This is a genomic window from Arthrobacter sp. CP30 (assembly GCF_053470025.1).
Map to the genome: position 1 here is coordinate 46,468 of NZ_JBQEMM010000010.1, position 19,246 is coordinate 65,713.

18 protein-coding genes are annotated in these 19,246 nt (G+C 69.3%); 2 read left to right on the forward strand and 16 right to left on the reverse strand.

Annotated features, from left to right (window positions below; all coding sequences use genetic code 11):
* Positions 1 to 55: 55 nt before the first annotated feature.
* The 10 genes from ACTIMO_RS13300 to ACTIMO_RS13345 all read right to left on the reverse strand — a co-directional run bounded on the left by ACTIMO_RS13300 (position 56) and on the right by ACTIMO_RS13345 (position 9,522).
* A complete protein-coding gene (locus ACTIMO_RS13300; protein ID WP_055772991.1) occupies positions 56 to 949 on the reverse strand; it encodes a F0F1 ATP synthase subunit gamma in 894 nt (297 codons plus the stop codon).
* 92 nt (positions 950 to 1,041) lie between these two features.
* Positions 1,042 to 2,676 (reverse strand): F0F1 ATP synthase subunit alpha, encoded by a 1,635-nt coding sequence (gene atpA / locus ACTIMO_RS13305; protein ID WP_055772994.1) that lies wholly within the window; start codon positions 2,674 to 2,676, stop codon positions 1,042 to 1,044.
* 94 nt (positions 2,677 to 2,770) lie between these two features.
* Complete coding sequence (locus tag ACTIMO_RS13310; protein ID WP_448182711.1) at positions 2,771 to 3,583, reverse strand: F0F1 ATP synthase subunit delta; 813 nt, start codon at positions 3,581 to 3,583, stop codon at positions 2,771 to 2,773.
* A complete protein-coding gene (locus tag ACTIMO_RS13315) occupies positions 3,583 to 4,134 on the reverse strand; it encodes a F0F1 ATP synthase subunit B (protein WP_055772999.1) in 552 nt (183 codons plus the stop codon). The genes ACTIMO_RS13310 and ACTIMO_RS13315 overlap by 1 nt, the downstream gene beginning before the upstream one ends.
* A gap of 50 nt (positions 4,135 to 4,184) precedes the next feature.
* Positions 4,185 to 4,400, reverse strand: a complete 216-nt coding sequence (locus ACTIMO_RS13320) for an ATP synthase F0 subunit C (RefSeq protein WP_019481292.1) — start codon at positions 4,398 to 4,400, stop codon at positions 4,185 to 4,187.
* A 75-nt stretch (positions 4,401 to 4,475) separates the two neighbouring features.
* Entirely contained in the window at positions 4,476 to 5,297 is an 822-nt protein-coding gene (atpB, locus tag ACTIMO_RS13325; RefSeq protein ID WP_055773003.1) for a F0F1 ATP synthase subunit A, read from the reverse strand.
* An 82-nt stretch (positions 5,298 to 5,379) separates the two neighbouring features.
* The gene (locus ACTIMO_RS13330) at positions 5,380 to 5,697 is read right to left on the reverse strand and encodes an AtpZ/AtpI family protein (RefSeq protein WP_448182712.1); all 318 of its coding nucleotides are present in this window, start codon (positions 5,695 to 5,697) and stop codon (positions 5,380 to 5,382) included.
* 1 nt (position 5,698) lies between these two features.
* A complete protein-coding gene (locus tag ACTIMO_RS13335; protein ID WP_448182713.1) occupies positions 5,699 to 6,208 on the reverse strand; it encodes a hypothetical protein in 510 nt (169 codons plus the stop codon).
* 309 nt (positions 6,209 to 6,517) lie between these two features.
* Positions 6,518 to 7,540 (reverse strand): MraY family glycosyltransferase, encoded by a 1,023-nt coding sequence (locus ACTIMO_RS13340; protein WP_448182714.1) that lies wholly within the window; start codon positions 7,538 to 7,540, stop codon positions 6,518 to 6,520.
* The gene (locus ACTIMO_RS13345) at positions 7,537 to 9,522 is read right to left on the reverse strand and encodes a polysaccharide biosynthesis protein (protein ID WP_082471618.1); all 1,986 of its coding nucleotides are present in this window, start codon (positions 9,520 to 9,522) and stop codon (positions 7,537 to 7,539) included. Before ACTIMO_RS13345 ends, ACTIMO_RS13340 begins: the two co-directional genes overlap by 4 nt.
* Before the next feature lie 202 nt (positions 9,523 to 9,724).
* On the opposite strand from ACTIMO_RS13345, the gene ACTIMO_RS13350 reads away from it, so the two are divergent.
* A complete protein-coding gene (locus ACTIMO_RS13350; RefSeq protein WP_448182715.1) occupies positions 9,725 to 10,699 on the forward strand; it encodes a glycosyltransferase in 975 nt (324 codons plus the stop codon).
* Positions 10,696 to 11,628 (forward strand): NAD-dependent epimerase/dehydratase family protein, encoded by a 933-nt coding sequence (locus ACTIMO_RS13355; RefSeq protein WP_055773011.1) that lies wholly within the window; start codon positions 10,696 to 10,698, stop codon positions 11,626 to 11,628. The genes ACTIMO_RS13350 and ACTIMO_RS13355 overlap by 4 nt, the downstream gene beginning before the upstream one ends.
* A 42-nt stretch (positions 11,629 to 11,670) precedes the next feature.
* Here the strand turns inward: ACTIMO_RS13355 and ACTIMO_RS13360 are convergent, their stop codons facing one another.
* The 6 genes from ACTIMO_RS13360 to thrB all read right to left on the reverse strand — a co-directional run bounded on the left by ACTIMO_RS13360 (position 11,671) and on the right by thrB (position 19,245).
* The gene (locus ACTIMO_RS13360) at positions 11,671 to 12,378 is read right to left on the reverse strand and encodes an L-threonylcarbamoyladenylate synthase (RefSeq protein ID WP_448182716.1); all 708 of its coding nucleotides are present in this window, start codon (positions 12,376 to 12,378) and stop codon (positions 11,671 to 11,673) included.
* A 114-nt stretch (positions 12,379 to 12,492) separates the two neighbouring features.
* Complete coding sequence (locus ACTIMO_RS13365; protein ID WP_448182717.1) at positions 12,493 to 13,560, reverse strand: glycosyltransferase; 1,068 nt, start codon at positions 13,558 to 13,560, stop codon at positions 12,493 to 12,495.
* Positions 13,557 to 14,456: a peptide chain release factor N(5)-glutamine methyltransferase gene (gene prmC / locus ACTIMO_RS13370; protein WP_448182718.1), complete on the reverse strand. Its 900-nt coding sequence runs from the start codon at positions 14,454 to 14,456 to the stop codon at positions 13,557 to 13,559. The genes ACTIMO_RS13365 and prmC overlap by 4 nt, the downstream gene beginning before the upstream one ends.
* A gap of 2 nt (positions 14,457 to 14,458) precedes the next feature.
* Entirely contained in the window at positions 14,459 to 15,538 is a 1,080-nt protein-coding gene (gene prfA / locus ACTIMO_RS13375) for a peptide chain release factor 1 (RefSeq protein WP_055773017.1), read from the reverse strand.
* Positions 15,539 to 15,689: 151 nt separating this feature from the next.
* Complete coding sequence (rho, locus tag ACTIMO_RS13380) at positions 15,690 to 17,915, reverse strand: transcription termination factor Rho (RefSeq protein WP_448182719.1); 2,226 nt, start codon at positions 17,913 to 17,915, stop codon at positions 15,690 to 15,692.
* A gap of 328 nt (positions 17,916 to 18,243) precedes the next feature.
* On the reverse strand, positions 18,244 to 19,245 hold the full coding sequence (thrB, locus tag ACTIMO_RS13385) for a homoserine kinase (protein WP_422390077.1): 1,002 nt from the start codon (positions 19,243 to 19,245) through the stop codon (positions 18,244 to 18,246).
* Between the last annotated feature and the right edge of the window lies 1 nt (position 19,246).

Genomic DNA, 19,246 nt, shown 5'->3' on the forward strand with positions numbered 1-19,246 from the left:
AACTAAGTCTAGCTGTGCCACCCGGCGCCCCTGCGGGGCCCGGGCGGGGAGGATGTCAGGAGGCGTTCAGCGCGTCCGCGCCGGCCACGATCTCGGAGAGCTCCTGGGTGATCTCGGCCTGGCGTGCGGTGTTCCGCAACCGGGTGTACTTCTTGATCAGCTCGGTGGCGTTGTCACCCGCGGACTTCATCGCCCGCTGGCGGGCGGCGAGCTCGCTGGCTGCTGCCTGCAGCATCGCCGCGAAGATCCGCGATTCGATGTAGCGCGGCAGCAGTGCGTCGAGCACCTGCTCGGGCTCGGGCTCGTACTCGTAGAGGGGCAGGAGGTCGCCCTCCTGCGTGACCTGCTCGTCGACCACTTCGAGCGGGAGCAGGCGCATGACCGACGGCTCCTGCACCACCATCGAGCGGAACTTCGTGTAGACCACGTGGATCTCCTCCACGCCGCCGTCCTCGTAGTCCTCCAGGAAGGAGGACAGCAGAGCCGCTCCGACCTCCCGGGCGGTCTCGAACTCGGGAGCATCGGTGTTCCCCGTCCAGACCTTCTCGTAGCCGCGGCCGCGGAAGTCGAAGTAGGACTGCGCCTTGCGTCCGATCAGGTAGGCCTTGACGTCCTTGCCTTCGCTCCGCAGTGTCTCAAACAGGCCTTCGGCCTGCTTGAGCGCACTCGCGGAGTACGAACCCGCCAGGCCGCGATCGGACGTGAGGACCAGGACTGCTGCACGCCTGACCTCGCCGCGCTCGGTCGTGAGGGGGTGGTCGATTTCCGACTGCGACGACACGGCCGACACGGCGCGGGTGATCGCATTGGCGTACGGCAGGGCCGCGGCGACACGCGTGCGTGCCTTGCCGATGCGAGAAGTCGCGATCAGCTCCATCGCCTTGAAGATCTTCCGCGTGGACGTCGTCGACGCGATCTTCTGGCGGTAGACCCGGATCTGGGCTCCCATTCTTGTCCTTTCCTCCGCTCCCCCCGAGGGAAGCGTTCAGGCCAGGGTCCTGCAGGCCGGGAGGGGCGGTGCCCCTCCCGGCAGCAGATCCTCTAGCGCTTCTGCCTGACGATCTTTTCCTGCTCGACCGAATCGGCGTCGATCGCCTCGTGCTGCTCGCTGCCGACCCCGAAGCCATTGGCCCCGGCACCGAAGAAGCCCTGCTTGAAGTCGGTGATCTGCGTCTTCAGCTCCTCCGCCGTCGAATCCTCGAGCTTGCCCGTCTGGGCCAGCGTCGTGAGGATCTGCGACTTGTGGCCGAGGTGCTCCAGGAACTCCGTCTCGAAGCGGTTGATGTCCTCGACGGGGACGTCATCCAGGTAACCGTTGGTGCCGGCCCAGATGGACACGACCTGCTGCTCGACCGGCATCGGCGAGTACTGGCCCTGCTTGAGCAGTTCCATCAGGCGTGCACCACGCGTCAGCTGCTGGCGCGACGCGGCATCGAGGTCCGACGCGAACATCGCGAAGGCCTGCATGTCGCGGTACTGGGCGAGGTCCAGCTTCAAGGTGCCCGAGACCTTCTTCATCGACTTCACCTGAGCGGCGCCACCCACGCGGGACACCGACACGCCGACGTCCACGGCGGGACGCTGGTTGGCGTTGAAGAGGTCCGACTGCAGGAAGATCTGGCCGTCGGTGATCGAGATGACGTTGGTCGGGATGTACGCCGAGACGTCGTTCGCCTTCGTCTCGATGAGCGGGAGACCCGTCATCGAACCGGCACCGAGCTCGTCGGAGAGCTTGGCACAGCGCTCGAGCAGACGGGAGTGCAGGTAGAACACGTCGCCCGGGTAGGCTTCGCGTCCCGGCGGACGGCGCAGCAGCAGCGACACGGCACGGTAGGCCTCGGCCTGCTTGGACAGGTCGTCGAACACGATGAGGACGTGCTTGCCGCCGTACATCCAGTGCTGCCCGATGGCGGAACCGGCATAGGGCGCGAGGTACTTGAAGCCTGCGGGGTCGGACGCAGGAGACGCGACGATGGTCGTGTACTCCAGGGCGCCCTTGTCCTCGAGGGTCTGGCGGACGGCGGCGATGGTGGACGCCTTCTGGCCGATCGCGACATAGATGCAGCGGACCTGCTTGTTCACGTCACCGGAGGCCCAGTTGGCCTTCTGGTTGATGATGGTGTCCACCGCGATCGCGGTCTTACCGGTCTGGCGGTCACCGATGATCAGCTGGCGCTGCCCGCGACCGATGGGGATCATGGCGTCGATGGCCTTGAGCCCGGTCTGCATGGGCTCGTGTACCGACTTGCGCTGCGTGACACCGGGAGCCTGGGTCTCCAGCGCACGGCGCCCCTCGGAGACGATCTCGCCGAGGTCGTCGATGGGCTGACCCAGTGGGTCGACGACGCGACCGAGGAAGGCATCGCCCACGGGAACCGAGAGGATCTCGCCCGTGCGGTGCACTTCCTGGCCTTCTTCGATGCCGTTGTAGTCACCGAGGACGACGACACCGATCTCGCGGGTGTCGAGGTTCTGGGCGAGTCCGAGCGTGCCGTCCTCGAACCGCAGCAGCTCATTGGCCATGACCGAGGGAAGCCCCTCGACACGGGCAATGCCGTCGCTGGCGGTGGTCACGCGGCCGACTTCGACGCGCTCCGCGTTCCCGGGCTCGTAGGACGCCGCAAAGTCGTTCAACGCACTACGGACGTCTTCGGCGTTGATGGTCAATTCGGCCATCTCAGTCCCTGCTCTCCTGTGTTGTGGTCACCGCAGGATGCGTGGCGACCGATGGGTGATTCAGTGTGTGTGGCACGGAACGGGGCGCGAACGCCTATCCCGCCAGCTTCCGGCGAAGCTCGGACAGGCGTGTGACGACGGTCGAATCGACCATCTCGTCACCGACGCTGACGCGGACGCCACCGATGAGGGCCGGATCGACCTTCACGTTGACCTTCAACTGGCGGCCGTACATGGCATTGAGCCCTGCCTCGAGGCGCTCGAACTGGCTCGCCGACAGCGGACGGGTGACGCTGACATCGGCGATCCAGCGCTGCTGACGCGCCGCGACCAGTTCCAGGAACCGCTCGACCAGCGCAGCGGGCTTGAGTCCGCGCGGCGACCGGACGGCCTGCGTGATGAGCAGGCGGCTCGCAGGCCCTGCCGACGGCACGAGCTTCAGGCCGAGGGTGACCTTCGACTCCGACGACGCCTGCGCCTCGGAGAGCGCCCTCTGCAGGGCGTGGTCCGAAGCGACGACCTGGATGAAGGAGTACAGCTCGTTCTCGAGTTGCTCCAGACCCTCGACGCCGCTTCCCTGCTCGGCGACCGAGATCACCACGGTGGCCGCCAGGGTCTCCAGCGCATCACCGATGTCACGGGCATTGGCCCAGCGCTCACCGACGAGGTCGCGCACGACACCGGCCGCCTCCGGGGACACGCGTCCGGCGATCAGCTGATCGACGAGCACGGCCTTGTCCTTCCCGGTGCGGGACGGATCCGTCAGCGCCCGGCGGAGGCCTGCGTTGCTGTCAAGGATCGCCAGGACGCCGAACAGGTCCTCGGCCAGCGCGAGGTTCGCGCCCGCCAGGCGGGACTCGAGTCCTTCACGGACCGTTGCCAGGGAGACGCTCGATACTCCGGCCATTACTGCGATGCACCTGCGCTCGACGAGGTCTCGAGGTCGGCGAGGAAGCGATCGACGACGCGCCCGGAGCGGGCGTCGTCGGCGAGGGATTCACCGACGATACGGCTCGCCAGATCGGTCGCCAGCGTGCCGACCTCGGCGCGGAGCGAGACCACGGCGGCCTGGCGCTCGGCCTCGATCTGGACGTGGGCCTGCTCGGTGATACGAGCCGACTCCGCAGCCGCCTTCTCCTTCAGGTCCGCGAGGATCTGCGCACCTTCGGCACGTGCTTCCTCACGGATGCGGTTGGCCTCGGTGCGTGCGTCGACAAGCTGCTGCTTGTACTCGTCGAGGGCCGCGTTGGCTTCGGCCTGTGCGGCCTCCGCCTTGGCGATACCGCCTTCGATCGCCTCGGTGCGCTCTGCGAACGTCTTCTCGAACGCCGGCATGACGTACTTGAAGACGATGAACAGCAGGACGGCGAAGCCGACAACGGTCACCAGCAGTTCCCATAGGTTCGGGATCAGAGGATTGGAGCCCTCTTCCGCCGCCATAATCGCTGCGTTAAGCATTTTTCACCCGTCTTTCTTCAACTGGTCTTCGGTCGGTCAGGACGGCTGTGTCAGGCGCCGATGACGAAGGCGAAGACGAGGCCCAGGATCGCGAGGGCTTCGGTCAGTGCCAGGCCGAGGAAGGCGATGGGCTGGAGGACACGCTGTGCCTCAGGCTGGCGAGCCACGCCATTGATGTAGGCCGCGAAGACGAGACCCACACCGATACCACCGCCGATTGCGGAGAGACCGTATCCAACGAGGTTGAGGCTACCCTGTACTTCCATTGTGTTCCTTTCAAGATGCCGCCTTGATGCGACAGGTTGTTTGGGATCATCCCCGACGGGGAAGACATGTGTGAATCAGTGGGCGTCGGCGTGCAGTGCGCCTTCGATGTAGATCGCGGCCAGCAGCGTGAAGACGTAGGCCTGCAGGATCATGATCAGTGCTTCGAGCATGTACATCGCGACGGATCCGACGAGGACCAGGACGCTGGTTCCCTGCAGCAGGATGTTGCCCGTCATGACCATGTACTCGATGGCCGAACCCGCGAGGGTCACGATCAGGTGGCCCGCGAGCATGGTGGCGAAGAGTCGGAGCGAGTGCGTGACCGGCCGGACGATGAAGTTCGAGATGATCTCGATCGGCACCACGATCAGCAGGATGTACCAGGGGACACCCGAGGGGACCACGGCCAGCTTGAAGTAGCGGATACCGTGCCTCTTCAGGCCGATGCCGACCCAGAGGAAGAAGAAGATGGCGGCGATGCCGTAGGCGCTGCCGGGGTGGGAGAACGTCGGCAGCTGCAGGAAGGGAACCGCGCCGAAGATGTTGTTCACCAGCACGAAGAAGAACGCGGTGAAAAGCCACGGCACATACTTCAGGAATTCCTTGCCGCCGATGATGTCCTTGCCGATGGAGTTCCGGACGAATCCGTAGGCGGACTCCCCCAGGAACTGCAGCTTGCCGGGCACCAGCTGGTTCCGCCTCGAGGCGACGAGGAAGAAGGCGGCGATGAGGACCACCGAGAGGATGGTCAGCAGCATCTGCTTCCCGAAGCCGCCCTCGAGGAGGACGCCGTATTCCCCGCCCCAGGGCAGGATGTCCCGGTAGTGGGTGTCATCGATAGTCGGGGCTACGAATCCCTCTTCGGTAGTTGCGGCCGGGAGCGCAAGCGCGATCAACGCGTTTCCTCTCTGCAGTGTCCATCGTTGGGCAAGATCTGTTCGGCCGCGTGACTGGTCCGACTCGTTGAGTTATGGGGAGTCACTCGGGTCCTGTACCGGCATCGGGCGTCGGCCGGGATCCGCTCTGCGGATTCGGCGTATGGTCCCGGGTGAGGTTGTGCATGTGGGAGAGGTAGAAACCGCCCGCTGCACCTAAGAACGCTCCCGCCAGCACCAACCAGCGCGTGTCGAGGAGATTATCCAGCCACCAGCCTATCAAACTCCACACCAGGATCCCGCCAATGATGTAGCTGAAGACGGCCATCCCGGCGTTGTAGCCGCCGTTGGAATAGCGGGCGTCGCCGCTTCCGGGCGGCGTGCCGGGGCCACCGCCAGCTTCCGGTCCTGTCATCGGCATGTCAGTGTCCTTCCGGTCCGTGCGGGGTGGGCCGGGCGTCGGCCGGCCCCTCTACAGGCGGCTGCGCGGGGACGTGCCCGGGCTGGGTCCGGGGCTCCTCGCCGTCGCCGTACAGGGGGGTACGGAGGCGCGAGAAGGCGATGACCTCGGCGACCTGCCAGGCGATGACGGTGGCGAGTGCCCCGCTGAAGAACCAGGTGCGGTCCAGCCATCCCGGCGTTCCCAGGAAGAACAGCACGGCGGCGAACCCCACGACCTTGATGGCGTAGGTGACGGCGAAGAGGCCGAGTGCCCCGGACGGATTGGTGCGGCCCGCATAGTGGCCGATCAGGAGGCTGATACCGAAGAAGGCGACGACGAGCGCCGCTCCGGAGAGGACGCTGAGACCGGCTGCGGGCGACGTCGCCACGGTCGCGACGACGGCCAGGCCCACGGCGATCGCTCCCCCGGCCCCGGCGCTCCGTGCCAGGATCCCGAGCCAGGGTGACGCCGTCGCTCCCGATGCGGGCACGATGTGGGCCTGGTCGGGTCCTGTGGCCGGCTCATCCGGTCGTGGCACGTCATGTCCGCTCTGTCGGCTGCGCCGTCCGGCGCCCTGCTGGTCCTCCACCGACGGCGTCGGGAGGGCTGTACCGGATCGGCGGGACGGATAATCACCGCGCCCGGCGCATGGAATTCTACCGTACCCGCGCTGCGCCCCCTCTGCCGTCCGGCCTCCGGCACCGGCTCCCGCCGCCCCACCGGACGTCCCCGGCGATCCGCCGCCCCCGGCCCTTCACGGCTTCCTGGGCTCCCGCCTCCCCCGCCACAGTGCCTGCGATCAGGCGCCCGCAGCGACCCGTCGGCGGGCCGCGGCGCGGAAGATCCGCGGCGAGTAGAGGTACACGGCGACGACGGCGGCGGCGAACAGGGACGCCGACACCGCGAGCGGCGCGGGTGCCGTGGCGAGCACGAAGCCCGCTGCTCCGGTCAGGGCGGACAGCACGGAGACGAGGACGGAGACCTGTACGTGGGAGAGTCCCGTGTCCGTGAGTCGCTGGTAGACGTGCTGGCGGTGCGCCGTCGAGAGGCGTTCGCCGCGCCGCGCGCGCCGGAGGAACGTGGTGAAGGTGTCGGCGAGGTAGATGAGGACCGGCGAGAGCAGGTATTCCAGGTACACCCCTGCGAGCAGGCCGGTCACGGCGATCGCCGCGATGGAGGCGCCGAGCAGATAGCTGCCGACGTCGCCGAGGAAGACGAACCCGCGGCCGAGGTTCCAGGGCAGGAACCCCGCGAAGGCCGCCGCCACCACGAGTCCGGCGACGGTGAGCCAGAGCTGGTCCGACAGCACGCCGGCCCAGGCATAGAAGAGGCCGACCACGAGGCCGTGCATACCGGAGATGCCGTTGATGCCGTCCATGAAATTGGCTGCGTTGATGTAGGTGGCGACCGCGACGGCGCCGACCGGGATCCACCAGTAGCTGCTGTCGTCGATCGTCGTCGCCAGGGCGGCGGTACCGACCGCACCGATGAGCAGCTGGGTCGCCAGCCTGACCCGGACGGACAGTCCGCGGAAGTCCTCGATCCACCCCAGGGCGGACGCCGCGGCCACCAGCATGAGGATCACCAGGATCAGCGACCGGTCGACGGCGACGAGGCCCGTCGCGAGCGAGAGGGCGAGGGCCACGAGGATCGCGAGCGAGACCGCGAGGCCCATGCCGCGCAGGACGACCGTGCTGTGCGACGAGCGGGTGTTCGGGATGTCGATCACGCCGAGCCGCCGGAGCAGCGGCCTGACGGCGAAGGGCAACAGGAGCGAGAGGACGAGCGCGATCAGGCCGATCACGACCAGCAGCGTGGTCATGGCGTCGTCCCGCCGGACCCCGAGGTGGAGGACGCGGACGGACGGGATGCCGCGGAACGTGCGTCGTGACCGCGGTCGTCGGACCGCGTCGGACCGTCCGGCGCCGATCCTGCGGGAGCCTCCAGCTCCGTCGCCGCATCGAGGGAGGCGATGCTGCGGTGATCGTGGCCGAAGCCGCCCTCGGCCTTCCACGCCTGCAGGTCCAGCTGCTGCGGGTCGAGGGCCACGACGGAGGTGTGCGAGATCTTCGGATGCAGCGGGCGCGAGTCGTCTTCGCCGACGCCCATGAGGTCCTCGTGCATCTTCTCGCCGGGGCGCAGCCCGGTGAAGACGATGTCGATGTCCTTGCCGGACATCGCGATCATGCGCTGGGCGACGTCGAGGATCCGGACCGCCTCCCCCATGTCGAGGATCAGGACCTCCCCGCCCCTGCCGATGGCGCCGGCCTGCACCACGAGCTGGCATGCCTCGGGGATGGTCATGAAGAAGCGCGTCACTTCCGGGTCCGTCACGGTGATGGGACCGCCGGTGCGGATCTGCTCCGTGAACAGCGGCAGCATGGAGCCGCGGCTGCCGATCACGTTGCCGAACCTGACGGAGACGTACTGCTGCCCGGTCCGCTGGGCGTGGTGGGACGTGAGCTTCTCGGCGACGCGCTTGGAGTGGCCGAGGACGCTGGTGGGGTCCGCCGCCTTGTCCGTCGAGATGTTCACGAAGTTCGTCACCCCCACCGAGGCGGACGCCCGCAGCACGTTCAGCGAGCCCTGCACGTTCGTCTTCCAGGCCTCCTCCGGGTACTGCTCGAGGAGGGAGACGTGCTTGAGTGCCGCGGCGTGGAAGACGACCTGCGGCTTGCGGTCCTCGAAGATGTCAAGCAGTGCGTCCGCGTCCCGGATGTCCGCGAGGACGGTGTCGCGGCCGGTCAGCAGTCCACGTCCCGTGAGGGAGATCTGCGTGGACTGCAGGCCCGTCTCGTCACGGTCGAGCATGATCAGTTCGGCCGGGGCGAACGCGGACAGCTGGCGGCACAGCTCGGAGCCGATCGAGCCGCCCGCTCCCGTCACGAGCACGCGCTTGCCGGTGATGTAGCCGGCCACCTCGTCCGGGTGGATGTCCACCGGACGGCGTCCGATGAGGTCCTCGACCGCGACCTCACGGAAGTCGGCGATGGCCGGGCCCGAGGCACCCAGCATGTCGCGCAGCGGCGGGAGGACGAGCACCTTGATACCGAGGCCCGCGACGAGGTCGGAGACGCGACGCACCTGGGCGGCCTCGACCCCGGCGAAGGCGATGACCAGGAGCGAGGCCTGCGTCCTCGCCACGACCTCGCGCAGATCGTCGATCCGTCCGAGGACCGGCACCGAGGAGAGGCGGAGGTGCTTCTTGGCGGGATCGTCGTCGATCAGGCCGACGGGGAAGTAGGGCGATCCGGGGTCCTGCATCATGCGGACCACCAGGGAGTTGCCGAGGAAACCGGCACCGTAGATGAGCGTCCGCTGCGCATCCTCGCCCGGCTTGGCCTTGCTCTCCACGTACATCCGCTTGAGGTACCGGGTCGCTGCGAGGAACATGCAGGCGAACGGGAAGGCGATGATGCCGATGCTGCGCGGGACCTCGATGACGGTGAAGAAGGCGACGCTGACGAGGACGAGGATGACGCCGACCAGCACCGCGACGATGACGAGGAGCTTCGCCTCGTGGAAGCTGCCGAAGCTGTACCTGCCCCGGTAGAGCGCGAAGCTCAGTCCGACGACCAGCTGTGCCAGGACCGCGACCGCGCAGAAGGCCGCGATACCAGGGACATTGACCTCCTTCACGAGCAGCTCGTACCTCAGGATGAGGGCCAGGAGGATCGCGACGATCCAGGCGGCGGCGTCCAGCAGGTACTGCGACCACAGCCAGATGGCGGGTTTGTCGCCGCTCGACCCGACGGCGGTGGAGCCGGATGTCCGGGCCGCGGCCCGTCCTTCGTTGAGTCCCATGATTCCTAACGATGTCTTGCAGGCCGGGACCGCGTTCCCACCGTCGGACCTGCCGTCTCCGGGCCCGCCGGTGGTGACGGGCGGGCCGGTCCGGCAGTAGCTGGAACACGGTGTAATAGACTGCTACTACCCGAGAATACTAACTGCACGGCCTGTACCAGGCCCGTCGCGCACCGCCCTGGCGCGGCCCGGAAGGAGCAGTTTGCACGCCCCTGACGCCGGCTCCCCCCGCGTGTTCATCGTCATCACGACGTACAACCGGGCGTCCTTCCTGAGGGATCTCCTCGACTCCATCGCAGCCCTGGACCCCGCCCCGGCGGGGGTCGTCGTCGTGGACAACGCCAGCACCGACGACACCGCAGGGGTCCTCGCGGACCTGGACCTCGCCGTGCCGGTCGTCGTGCTGCGACTGCCGGCGAACGTCGGGGGTGCGGGCGGCTTCGCGGCCGGCGTGGCCCGCGGGCTCGAGGCAGGCGCCGACTGGCTCTGGCTGATGGACGACGACGTCGTCGTCCTCCCTGATGCCCTCGCGTCCTTCCGGCCCTGGATGGACCGCTACTCCTGCATCCACGGTCGTCGCCTCGACCACGCCGGGCGACCCTTCTTCTGGCAGCACCAGCTCCACGAGCGGCTCGGCGTCCATCTGCCGGTCCGCGGGGACGTCTTCGCCACCTCCCCGGTGTTCCACACGAACGTGGGCTGCTTCGAGGGGATGCTCGTCGCGGCCGACACCGTGCGGGAGACCGGTCTGCCCGACGCACGGTTCTTCCTCAACGGGGACGACACCACCTACGGGTGGCTGATCTCCCGGCACCACCCGGTCGCCTACGTCGATGCGTTCGTCCTCCGGAAGACGCGGGCGCAGCGGCAGATCGACCTCGGCGTGCGTCACCTCAACGACTCGAGCGACCTGTCCCGGTTCTGCGGCATGCGCAACCGCGGGCACCTCGCGCGCTACCTCCAGCTCCACGGCCGGTACTCCCGCCTCGGCTTCGGGCTGGGCACCCTCCTCTCCGCGGGGAAGGAGATCTTCCGCCTCCTGGCGGTCGAGCACTCCGTGTCCGGGCTGTCCGCCGTGTGGCGTGGCTGGCGGGCTGCGCGCGTGATCCTGCGGGACCGGAGCTGGCGTCCCGAGCCGTCGCTGGCGGGCTCCACCGGCACGGGTGGCCCAGGATGAGCTGGCTGGTCATCGGCGGCTCCGGCTTCGTCGGCCACGAGATCCTCGGTGCGGCCCGCGCAGCGGGCATCGAGACCCGCAGCGCTCCTGCACCCCGGCTCCGGACGACGGCGGACACCCCGGAGGCGGTCCTCGCGGAAGCGCGCCGCAGTGACGTCACTGCACTGACCGGGCTCATGGCGGGTCACGACGTCGTCGTCAACGCGGCCGGACTCGCGACGCCGTCCGCCGAGGACAGTGCCGGGCTGAGGGGTGCGAACGCGTTGCTTCCGGCCGTCCTCGCCCGGGCGGCCGGCGCCGCGGGTGTCCGCCGCCTCGTCCACCTCAGCAGCGCTGCGGTCCAGGGACGCACGCCGCTGCTGGACGAATCCGGCGGCGTCCAGCCCTTCTCCCCGTACTCCCGCAGCAAGGCGCTCGGCGAGCAGGCCCTGGCCCTGCTGGACCCGGGCGGCCTGGCGGTCGTCACGGTCCGCGCCACCTCCGTCCAGGGAGCAGGGCGGCCCACGACGGCGGCACTGGCGCGCCTCGCCCGTTCACCGCTGGCGTCGGTGGCGGCACCCGGTACCGCCGCCTCGCCCGTCACCTCGGTGGGCGCGCTCGCGGACCTCGTGATCGCCGTGGGGCGTCACTCCGGCGAGGTGCCCGCCGTCGTCCTGCAACCGTGGGAGGGACTGTCCGTACGGTCGGTCCTCGAGGCCGCGGGCGGAAGACCGCGTGTCCTGCCGGCGTGGCTGTGCAGGACTGTCGTCAGCGGGGGCTTCGCCACGTCGCGGCTCCTCGGCGGGAGGCTGGACGGCCATGTCCGTCGCGTCGAGCTCATGTGGTTCGGACAGGACCAGGTGGCGGGCTGGGCCGCTGCCGAAGGGCTAGCGCCCGCGCCCCGGGTGAGGGATGTCCTCGGAGCGGCAGCGCTGCCCGACCAGCGGTAGGCGTCCGGGCGGCGCCCCGGGGCGGGGACGGCCGAGGAGGGCTCAGCTGTCGGCGGCGACCGTGCCGGCCCCGTCGTCCGTGCCGGGACCTGCGTCGCCGTCGACGCCGATGATCCCCGGAACGATCTCCCGAAGCCGCTCCAGCGGAAGTGTCCCCTGGCGGACCACGCGCAGGGCCTCCCCCGTGGCGTCGACGATGGTCGAGCCCGTGCCGCCGCCCTCGCTTCTCGGACCTCCGTCGAGGTACACCGCGACCGAGGCGGCCAACTGGTCGGCGGCCTCGGCCGCCGTCGTCGCCGCCGGTTGCCCGGTCCTGTTGGCGGACGACACGGCCAGCGGACCGGTGAGCATCAGCAGCTCGAGGGCGATCTCGTCGTCGGGCACCCTGAGCGCCACCGTACCGAGGGTGTCCCCCAGATCCCACGTCAGGGAGGGCTGGGCATGGCAGATGAGGGTCAGTCCGCCGGGCCAGAACGTCTCGGCGAGCTTCCGCGCGTCCGGGTGGACGTCGGTGGCGAGGCCGTCGAGCGTCTGGAGGCGGGGGATGAGGACCGGCGGCGGCATGGTGCGCCCGCGCCCCTTCGAGGCCAGCAGCGTGGCGACGGCCTGGGGCGAGAAGGCGTCCGCCCCGATGCCGTACACGGTGTCGGTGGGCAGGACGACGCACTGCTTCAGCGAGACGGCGCGCTGCGCGGCCGCGAGGCCTTCACGGCGCTGGGCGGGATCGGAGCAGTCGTAGCTGGTGGTCACCGGGTCATCTCTCCATTCGCCGGCGGTGCACGCCGGAGTCGGGGTATCGGGTGGGAGGGGTCGATCGGGTCGATCGGGTCGAGGCGTCGCCCCGCGGTGCACGCGCCTCGTCGATCAGGCCGACGGCGGGGGCCCGAAGCCCCGGCCGCGGAAGCCGGCCGAGTAGGCGGCGAACCAGGACCTCAGGCCCGTGAGGTCACGCTGCGTGAGGAAGTAGTAGGGGAAGCCGATCATGTCGGCGCCGAACCACCGGAGGTTCCGGTACTTCCGTGCCAGGTAGGCACGGTTGCGGAAGTAGGAGGCACGCTTGAACTCCCCCACCGGGATCACGGGGGTGATGAAGCCGCCGAAGATCGGCTTCATCTCCGACCAGGTGGCCGGGTGACGGACCGCGACGGTGGCGAGGGTCCCGAACTTCAGTCCCGCCTTCCGCACACGGGCCAGGAAGTCGACCTCGTCCCCGCGGATGAAGAACTTCATGTCCGGCAGTCCGATGGTCGAGAAGACCTCGGTGCGGATCAGGGCCCCGTTGAAGAAGTGCACCATGTCGGGCAGGAAACCGAGCGGCTCGAGGGTTGCACGGTCATTGGTCAGCAGGCCGCCGATGCGGAAGTTGAAGGACAGCCGCGTCGGATCGTCGGTCGCGGCGACCAGCGGGCTCACGATGTCGAGGTCGTGCTCGTGGGCCGCGCGCAGCAGTTCGGCGAGGCAGCGCTCGTCCTCCGGATGCCCGTCGTCGTCCATGAGCCAGATCCACCGGGCGCCGCTCGCGATGGCCGCGAGGATCGCGAAGGCGAAGCCGCCGGCCCCGCCGAGGTTCGCCTCCGAGCGCAGGTAGTGGATGGAGCCGCCGGCAGCCTCCACAACGTCGGTGGCAGGACGCGTGCCGGAGTCGACGAGGGCGACCGTCCTGATCGGTGCGGTCTGCCGGGCGAGCGCCTGCAGGAGCTGGGCGAGTTCCTCGTGGCGGTCGTAGGTGACTGCGGCGACGGCGACGGTGTCGGCGAGCTGCCCGGTGAGCTGCCCGGTGAGCTGCCCCGTCCCCTCCGCGGTTCGATCCGAGGCCTCGATGGCATCCGCGGCTCCGCCGTGCACCGGCTGATCCGGCTGGTCCGGCTGGTCCGGCTGGTCCGGCTGATCCGGCTGATCCGGCTGATCCGGGTGATCCGTCTGCTCCGTCATCGTCCGCCTCCTGTGGCTGTGTCCGCGACGTCGGCTTCCGACGTCGATGTCCCGTCCACGCGGAGCTGCCCCAGGACGGCGCTGGTGGCACGGTCGCGCCCGCCGAGGTCCTGATGCGTGGTGACGTCCGCCCACACGCCGGCCTCCCCGAGGAACGCGGCGACCCAGGGCGCCTGCACCTCGGCGTGCTCCATGACGAAGTACCCGCCCGCCCTGAGCAGGCGGGCGGCCGAGGCTGCCGCGGCCCGCGGCAGCCGGAGCCCGTCGGCTCCCCCGCCGTACAGCGCCATCTGCGGATCGTGCTCGGCCACCTCGGGTTCGGTCGGCACGGCGTCGGCCGGGATGTACGGCGGGTTCGACACGACGATGTCGAAGGTGCCGTTCTCCTCGGGCAGCGCCGTCGCGAGGTCACCCAGGACGAGGCGGACCCCGTAGGGCTCGAGGTTCGCGCGGGCCCAGGCGATCGCGAGGTCGCTCAGTTCGACGGCGTAGACCTCGGCGCCGGGCACCTCGGCCGCGACCGACGCGGCGATCGCCCCGGAGCCGGTGCCCAGGTCCACGATCCTGGGAGCCGCCAGCGTGCCCGCCCGGTCGATCACGAGCTGCGCCACCGATTCGGTCTCGGGACGCGGGATGAAGACTCCCGGGCCGACCGACAGCTCGATCCGCCGGAAGGATGCAGCGCCGGTGAGGTGCTGCAGCGGGACACGGCGCGCGCGCTCGTCGACGAGGGCGTCCAGCCCCTCCGGCGCCGGAGCGCCGATCAGTGCCATCGATCGGAGCCGGCCGCGGGACACCCCGAGCAGGTGGGCTGCCAGGAGCTCGGCGTCGACCCGGGGACTCGGCACGCCCGCCGCGCGCAGCCGTTCCTCCGCCGCACGCAGGGCGTCCTCCACGCCTACTCCTCCGTGCCGATGGCGTCCAGGCGGGCCTGCTCGTCCATCTCGATGGCCGACTGCACCACGGGCTCGAGGTCACCGTTCATGACGGCGTCCAGGTTGTAGGCCTTGTAGCCCGTGCGATGGTCCGCGATCCGGTTCTCGGGGTAGTTGTAGGTGCGGATGCGCTCGGAGCGGTCCATGGTGCGGATCTGGGACTTCCGGATGTCCGAGTTCGCGGCGTCGATCTTCTCCTGCTCGTGCGCGAGGATGCGGGAGCGCAGCACGCGCATCGCCGCCTCGCGGTTCTGCAGCTGCGACTTCTCGTTCTGCATCGCCACGACGATCCCCGTGGGCAGGTGCGTGATGCGGACCGCCGAGTCGGTCGTGTTGACGGACTGGCCACCCGGACCGGAGGAACGGTAGACGTCGATCTTCAGGTCGTTCTGGCTGATCTCGACCTCCTCCGGCTCGTCGACCTCGGGCAGCACGAGCACGCCCGCCGCGGAGGTGTGGATGCGGCCCTGCGACTCGGTGACCGGGACGCGCTGGACGCGGTGCACGCCGCCCTCGAACTTCAGGCGCGCGTAGACGCCCTCCGCCGGATCGTTGGAGGACCCCTTGATGGCCATCTGGACATCCTTGTAGCCGCCGAGGTCGGACTCGTTGGCGGAGATGAGTTCCGTCTTCCAGCCCCGGGACTCCGCGTACCGCGCGTACATGCGCAGCAGGTCCCCGGCGAACAGCGCGGCTTCGTCGCCACCCTCGCCGCCCTTGACCTCGATGATGACATTGCGGCCGTCGTTCGGGTCCCGCGGGATGAGCAGGCGTCGCAGGCGCTCCTGAGCCACGGCGAGCTGTTCCTCGAGCACAGGGACCTCGGCCGCGAACTCGGGGTCCTCGGACGCCATCTCGCGTGCGGCCTCGAGGTCGTCGTTCAGGGCGGCCCACCGGTTGTGGGCGTCGACGATCCTGCCGAGCTCGGCATACCGGCGGCCGAGCCTGCGGGCCAGCGCCTGGTCGGCGTGGACGGCGGGGTCGGCGAGCTGGTCCTGCAGTTCGGAGTGCTCGTCGAGCAGTCCCTGGATGGACTCAAACATCTGGTGTACCTCTTTCGGCGTCTACCGCCAGTCTACGAAGGTCGGGACGGCCCGGTTGACCACGCTGTGCCGGGACGCGACTTAACGGGCGAAGCCGCCCGCCCTGCCGTCCCGGGGAGGGACGGCAGGACGAACGGCGTCGTGGGGTGCGCTAGTCGGAGTCCTTGGAGCCCAGGGTGGTCTTCTGGACCTGCATGAGGAACTCGACGTTGGACTGCGTCTCCCGGATCTTGTTGGTCAGCAGCTCGAGTGCCTGCTGGGTCTCGAGACCCGACAGCACGCGGCGCAGCTTCCACATGATCTTGACCTCGTCCGGCGAGAGCAGGTTCTCCTCGCGGCGCGTACCGGACGCGTTGACGTCCACGGCCGGGAAGATGCGCTTGTCGGCGAGGCTGCGCGAGAGGCGGAGCTCCATGTTGCCGGTGCCCTTGAACTCCTCGAAGATGACCTCGTCCATCTTGGAACCGGTCTCGACGAGCGCGGTCGCGAGGATGGTGAGCGAGCCACCGTTCTCGATGTTGCGGGCAGCACCGAAGAAACGCTTCGGCGGGTACAGCGCTGCGGAATCGACACCACCGGACAGGATACGGCCCGAGGCCGGCGCGGCCAGGTTGTAGGCACGGCCGAGGCGCGTCATCGAGTCGAGGAGCACGACGACGTCCATACCCATCTCCACGAGGCGCTTGGCGCGCTCGATGGAGAGCTCGGCGACCGTGGTGTGGTCGTCCGCGGGCCGGTCGAAGGTGGAGGCGATGACCTCACCCTTCACCGTGCGCTGCATGTCGGTGACTTCCTCGGGACGCTCGTCCACGAGGACCATCATGAGGTGCACCTCGGGGTTGTTGATCGTGATGGCGTTCGCGATCGCCTGCAGGATCAGCGTCTTGCCGGCCTTGGGCGGCGAGACGATCAGGCCGCGCTGGCCCTTGCCGATCGGCGCCACGAGGTCGATGACGCGGGGGCCGATCTTCTTCGGGTCCGTCTCGAGGCGCAGGCGGTCCGACGGGTAGAGCGGCACGAGCTTCGCGAACTCGACGCGGTCCTTGAGGTCCTCGGCCGGCTTGCCGTTCACCGTGGTGACGCGGACGAGGGCGTTGAACTTCTGGCGTGCGCTGGCCTGCGTCTCGCCCTCGCGGGGAGCGCGGATGGCACCGACGACGGCGTCGCCCTTGCGCAGGTTGTGCTTCTTGACCTGGGCCAGGGAGACGTAGACGTCGTTCGGACCCGGCAGGTAGCCGGACGTGCGCACGAAGGCGTAGTTCTCGAGGACGTCGAGGATGCCCGCGACGGGCAGCAGGACGTCGTCCTCGGTGACCTCGACGTCGTCGACGTCGGGCTGGTTGCGGCCACGGCGACGGTCGTTGCGCTCATTGCGCTCGTTGCGGTCACGGAAGCGGCTGCTGCGGTCCTCGACGGGATTCCCACCGTTGCGGTTGGCACGGTTGCGGCGGTTCCGGCCGCGACCCTCGTCGTCGTTCGATGCGTTGGAGCCATTGGAGCCGTTGCCCCCGGAGTTCCGGTTGTCGCTGCGCTCGCTGCCGGTGCGGCCGCCGTCGTTCTGGCCGTCACTGTTCGAGCCGCTGTTGTTCGAGTTGTTGTTCGAGCCGTTGTTCGAGCTGTTGGAGGACCCGTTGTTCGAGCGGTCCTCGTCGCGGCCGTTGCGTGAGCGATTGCGGCGCTCGTTGCGGTCGCCGCGCCCCTCGCCCTGCTGGCCGAAGCCGGAGTCACCCTGCTGGCCGGACTCGTTCTGTCCGTCGTTCTGGTTCTCGTTGCGGGTCTCGGCCGCGGTCTCGGTCTGCCCGGACTGTGCGTCGCTGCGGTCCTCGCCGCGACGGTTGCGGCGGTTGCGCTGGTTACGGCCGCCGGTTTCGCGGTCACCGCGATCCTGCTGGTCCCCGGCGGACGGGGCGTCGGCGGTCTCACGCGACGGGGCCTCGACCTGCTCGCCGGTGATGACGGCAGCGTCCGTTGCAGGCACGGAGACGACGCCGTCGCTTCCCGCGCGGCGGTTCCGGTTCCGCGTCCGGGGCTGGCGCTCGGGCGCCTCCTGCCCGTCCTGCGTCGGAGCGGCCGGTGCTTCGGTGGCGTCCGGCGTGCCGGCGACGACAGGGCGCGCGCCGTCCGCGTTCCGCTCGCTGCGGACGGTGGGGGCCTTCTGGCGGTCGGCCACCGCGCCTCCGCGCTGGTGGTCCGAGATGGCGGAGACGAGGTCGCTCTTGCGCATCCTCGATCCGCCGGTGATGCCGAGCTGACCGGCGAGTGCCTGCAGCTGGGCGAGCTTCAGGCCGGCGAGGCCGCTGCTCTTGGAAGTTGTTGCGCCGGTTGCTTCAGCGTCTTGGGTGGCCACACCTGGTAACAGGTCAGTGGTTTCAGTCACGAAGGATCCTTCCCCCTCGTCGGGCGGCCACCTGATCAGTGGTCCGCGGTGGTTTGCCCCGTGCCGCATGTGAAGCAGGCGGGGTTCAGTCGGGCCGGGAACTGTCCGGCCTCGACTGGGCGTGCTGGAGCCTGAGGATGTCTTCGCAGGCAGGACTGGCCCGCGCACGAAGATCAGGTCGGAGGCTACACCGGAGGATGCGCTACTGCTGATGGACCCTGCAGTTTTCGCGGCGGTCCGAAGAAGAGGACGGCCGACTCAGCAGAAGCACACGATGCCTTGAGAGACACAGTGACACGTAGTGCGCACAGCGTACGCGGAACGGTCACTACCCTTGGTGCACTCCTACTTTAGCACCCGAACGCTCCACCGTGAGTCGCAGGATACGCCAGGGTTCCGGCGTGTCGAGGGTGCGAAGAAGCGCCCGCAGCGTCTCCTCGGCCGCCTCCGCCCCTGCCGCGCCGACGGCCAGCGTCATGATGCTGGGCCCCGCTCCGGAGATGGTGCTCGCGAAGCCCGCAGCGCGCAATCCGCGCAGGAGCGTGGCACTCGGGAGCATGGCCTGGGCGCGGTAGTCCTGGTGCAGCCAGTCCTGCGTCGCGGGGAAGAGGAGTGACGGATCCTCCGCCAGGGCGTGCACCAGCAGCGCCGCACGCCCTGCGTTCGCGGCCGCGCTGTGGTGGGAGACCGACGCCGGCAGCAGCGCCCGGGCGCTCTCCGTCGACAGCACGCTCCCGGGGACGGCGACCACGGGGACGACGTCTGGATGCACCTCCACACGCGTGCTGTGGTAAGCGTGTCCGCTCTCCCAGGAGACGGCGAGGGAACCCATGAGGGCGGGGGCCACATTGTCCGGATGGCCCTCGAGCTGTGCCGCCCACTGCAGGAGGTGGGCGTCGTCGAGCCTGCGGTCGACGGGCAGGAGCGCGTTGCCCGCGAGGACACCCGCGACGATCGCGGCCGCGGAGGAGCCGAGGCCCCTGCCGTGCGGGATCACGTTGGTCGTGTCCAGTTCAAGGCCGGGTGATGCGAACCCGGCGCGCTCCAGCGTACTGAGGAGCGAACGCGCCACGAGGTGCGTCCCGTCCGTCGGCAGGGCGGCGGAGCCCTCCCCCGTCGGCCTCACCACCGTCGTCCCGGCGGTGACCGTGCGGACGCGGACCGTGTCGTAGAGCGACAGTGCCAGACCGAGTGCGTCGAAGCCCGGTCCGAGGTTCGCACTCGTCGCGGGGACGCGCACCTCGACGGACTGTCCGGGCGCTACGCCGGGGAGTCCGGCGGTCCCGTCCGGATCGGCGACGGGGACCGGCACCGCGTGGAGGCCGGTCACC